5 protein-coding genes are annotated in these 3,555 nt (G+C 72.0%); 4 read left to right on the forward strand and 1 reads right to left on the reverse strand.

What is annotated here, in order from left to right:
• Nucleotides 1–90: 90 nt before the first annotated feature.
• Complete coding sequence (locus tag WA805_RS31245; protein WP_425244132.1) at nucleotides 91–1,533, forward strand: S53 family peptidase; 1,443 nt, start codon at nucleotides 91–93, stop codon at nucleotides 1,531–1,533.
• Here the strand turns inward: WA805_RS31245 and WA805_RS31250 are convergent.
• The gene (locus WA805_RS31250; RefSeq protein WP_425244133.1) at nucleotides 1,503–2,024 is read right to left on the reverse strand and encodes an NUDIX hydrolase; all 522 of its coding nucleotides are present in this window, start codon (nucleotides 2,022–2,024) and stop codon (nucleotides 1,503–1,505) included. The genes WA805_RS31245 and WA805_RS31250 overlap by 31 nt on opposite strands.
• Before the next feature lie 52 nt (nucleotides 2,025–2,076).
• On the opposite strand from WA805_RS31250, the gene WA805_RS31255 reads away from it, so the two are divergent.
• The 3 genes from WA805_RS31255 to WA805_RS31265 all read left to right on the forward strand — a co-directional run.
• A complete protein-coding gene (locus tag WA805_RS31255) occupies nucleotides 2,077–2,799 on the forward strand; it encodes a HipA family kinase (RefSeq protein WP_422272337.1) in 723 nt (240 codons plus the stop codon).
• Nucleotides 2,796–3,182: a DUF3037 domain-containing protein gene (locus tag WA805_RS31260; RefSeq protein ID WP_425244134.1), complete on the forward strand. Its 387-nt coding sequence runs from the start codon at nucleotides 2,796–2,798 to the stop codon at nucleotides 3,180–3,182. The genes WA805_RS31255 and WA805_RS31260 overlap by 4 nt, the downstream gene beginning before the upstream one ends.
• The coding region (locus WA805_RS31265) for a phosphotransferase-like protein (RefSeq protein ID WP_425244135.1) at nucleotides 3,179–3,555 on the forward strand (377 nt) is incomplete at its 3' end. The genes WA805_RS31260 and WA805_RS31265, both read left to right, overlap by 4 nt.

The raw sequence follows: 3,555 nt of genomic DNA on the forward strand, positions 1-3,555 counted from the left end.
CTGGTATACAGTTGATGTCACTGCGTAACGGAAGTGGCCGGGTTAGGCTCGATAACCAGCACATGGACACCCTGGAGGCCGAGAGCCAGGATGCGTAGGGCATGGACCGCGGGACTGCCGGCCTGCGTGGTCGCGCTCGTCGCCGCCGCGGTCGCGGCGGTCGTGGCCGCCGTCCCCGCCACGACTGCCGCCCCCGCACCGGCGAAAATCCTGGTCCACCGACAGGCGCCGCGCGTGTCGATCACGCCGGGGGTCAGGCGGCTCGCCGTCCCACGGCAGGCAGGCCCGCCGACCACCGCCCAGTGCGAGCGCGCCTACGGCATCGCGTGCTACCAGCCTGGCCAGCTCAGGAAGGCGTACAACCTGCCGCCGCTGTACGGCAAGGGCATCACGGGCACCGGACAGACGATCGTCATCGTCGACTCGTTCGGATCACCGACGATCGGGCAGGACCTGGCCGCGTTCGACAAGCAGTTCGGCTACCCCGCGCCGCCCTCGTTCACGATCCTCGCGCCGGCCGGGAAGATCCCGGTGTTCAACCCCAGCGTCCACGACATGGCAGGCTGGGCGAGCGAGACCCCGCTGGACGTGGAGTACGCGCACGCCCTCGCGCCGGGAGCGAACATCCTGCTGGCCGAGACCCCGGTCGCCGAGACGGAGGGAACCGCCGGCTTCCCGCAGATCGTCGCCACCGAGAAGTACGTGATCGATCACCATCTCGGCGACGTGATCAGCCAGAGCTTCAGCGCCACCGAGGAGACGTTCGCCAGCCTCGCGCAGCTCAACCCGCTGCGCGCCGCCTATCGCGACGCGTACGCCCACCACGTCACGGTGCTCGCCGCCTCCGGCGACAGCGGCGCCACCGACTACGGGCTCGACCAGCACACGTACTACACCCGCCAGGTGACGTCGTGGCCGGACAGCGACCCGCTGGTGACGGCGGTCGGCGGCACCCGGCTGATCCTGGCCGGCGGCAAGTACACGTCGGTGGCCTGGAACGACACCGCCGACGCCGCGGCGGCCAGGTACTTTGACCTGAAGTCCGCGCCGGTCCCGTTCGCCAGCGGCGGCGGCACGTCCGAGTTCTTCGCCCGCCCGTCCTACCAGAACGGCGTCAAGGCCGTGACGGGCGCCATGCGCGGCGTCCCGGACATCGCGATGAGCGCCTCCTGCGACGGCGCGGTGGAGGTGTACAGCACCTTCCCTGGTCAGCGGCCCGGCTGGTCGCTGATCTGCGGCACCAGCGAGGCCACTCCCGAGTTCGCCGCCATCGTCGCGCTCGCCGACCAGGTGGCCGGGCACCCGCTCGGCCTGATCAACCCCGCGCTGTACGCGCTGTCCGCCCGGCGGGCCCCCGGGATCGTGGACGTGACCTCGGGCGACAACACCGTGTCGTTCTACCAGGGCACGCCGCGCACGCTGCACACCGTGGCCGGGTATCCCGCCAGGGCGGGCTACGACCTGGTCACCGGGGTCGGGACGGTCAACGCGGCGTCGTTCGTCTACGAGCTAGCCGGAGTCCCCGGCCACTGACCTGGGCTAGCCGCGAGGCCGCTACGTCCGCTACGTCCGAGCCGCCTGACCAGCTCCGCGAGCCCCCGCGGATACACAGCCTGCCCGGTCGCGTCCAGCTCGGCGAGCGTCCACCAGCGCGCCTCATGGATCCCGTCGCTGACGTGCATGGCGGCCACCTCGCCGAGCGGGCGCTCGGCGACCGCCACCCGCGCGACGAAGTAATGGTCGTGCTGGCGGACGATCCGGCGCATCCCGCCCGCCCACTGCACGGTCCTCTCCTGGTGCACCTCACCGGGTGCCACGGGGACGTCGGTCCAGCCGGTCTCCTCGGTCAGCTCGCGGCGGGCGGCCGCGTAGTAGTCCTCGCCCGCCTCGATGCCGCCGCCTGGGGTAGCCCAGTGCGGCCCCTTGGGCGGCGGGTCGTCATACCGGAACAGCAGCACCCGGCCGGCCGGGTCGATCGGGATCACCCGCCCGGCCAGCCGCACCGGCAGCTCGGTCTCGTCCACCGCGCCATTGTCCCAGTCCCGTTTGACGCGCCGGGCCGGTAACGTGTCGCGCGTGCTTGAACGTGTCACTGTCACCGGGTACGTGACCCCGCTGCGCGAGGGCGGCAGCCTGCCCGGCCTCGTCGAGGCGGACAACCTCGGCACGTACGTGCTGAAGTTCCGCGGCGCGGGGCACGGCTCGCTGGCGCTGGTCGCGGAGATCATCGCCGGCGAACTGGCCCGCCGGCTAGGGCTGCGCACCCCAGAGCTCGCCCTCGCCTGGCTGGACCCGAGGATCGCGGCCAGCGAGCCCGATGAGGAGATCCAGGACCTGCTGCGCGCCAGCGAGGGGCTGAACCTCGCGGTGGACTTCCTGCCGGGCTCCGCCGGGTTCGACCCGCTGGGCTGGACCGCCGGCGAGGCGTTCGCCAGCGAGCTGCTGTGGTTCGACGCGCTGATCCAGAACGTGGACCGCACCTGGCGGAACCCGAACCTGCTCGTCTGGCACGGCGACATCTGGCTGATCGACCACGGCGCCGCGCTCTACTTCCACCATGACTGGAGCAGGCAGGCCGACCCGGCCAAGCCGTTCGACAGCAGCCAGCATGTCCTTCGCGGCCGCGCCACCCAGGTCGCGGCCGCGCATGAGAAGCTGGCGCCGCTGGTGACCGAGGCGGTGCTCGCCGAGGTGACCGCCGACGTCCCACCAGACTGGTTCGGCGAGCGCGGCGCCGACGCCTACGTCGAGCACCTGCTGCGCCGCGCCCCGCTGGTCCCCGAGGTGATCAGGTCATGAGCAGCCCGCCTAACCACACGGAAGTATTCGAGTACGCCTTGATCCGCGTGGTCCCGCGGGTCGAGCGCGGCGAGGCGATCAACGCCGGGGTGCTCGTCTACTCCAAATCCTTCCGCTACCTAGGCTGCGTGACCGAACTGGACGAGGCCCGCCTGCTCGCGCTGCACCCGGCGGTGGACCTGGCCGCCGCCCGCGCCGCGCTGGCCGCGTTCGAGCGAGCCTGCACCGAGGGCCCGCTCGCCGCCCGCCCGCTCGGCGAGCGCTTCCGCTGGCTGACCGCCCCCCGCTCCGCGATCGTCCAGCCCGGCCCGGTGCACAGCGGCATCACCGCCGCCCCCGCCGCCGAACTAGACCGCCTCTTCACCACCCTGGTCCGCATGTGACCACTCAGGTGATCGTCCTCAACGGCGGATCCAGCTCGGGGAAGTCCGGCATCGCCCGGTGCCTGCAGGCGATCCTCCCGGAGCCGTGGCTGAGCCTCGGGGTAGACACGCTGATCGAGGCGATGCCCGTGTCCGCGCAGACGTCGGCTTCCGGGATCCAGTTCCCGCCCGACGGTTCAGTTGTCATCGGACCGGAGTTCCGGGCGCTGGAGGCAGCGTGGATGGCCGGGGTCGCCGCGATGGCACAGGCCGGCGCCCGGATCATCGTCGATGACGTGTTCCTCGGCGGCGCGGCATCCCAGCAGCGGTGGAAGCAGGCGCTGGGCGCGCTGCGCGTGCTGTGGGTCGGCGTCCGGTGCGACCGCGCGGTCGC

The sequence above is a fragment of the Trebonia sp. genome, from assembly GCF_049794275.1.
Taxonomy (GTDB): domain Bacteria; phylum Actinomycetota; class Actinomycetes; order Streptosporangiales; family Streptosporangiaceae; genus Trebonia.

Excerpts from the sequence above, each read along its gene's own strand:
- WA805_RS31245 (WP_425244132.1), top strand. The coding sequence starts at position 91 with ATGCGTAGGGCATGGACCGCGGGACTGCCGGCCTGCGTGGTCGCGCTC.
- WA805_RS31260 (WP_425244134.1), top strand. The coding sequence starts at position 2,796 with ATGAGCAGCCCGCCTAACCACACGGAAGTATTCGAGTACGCCTTGATC.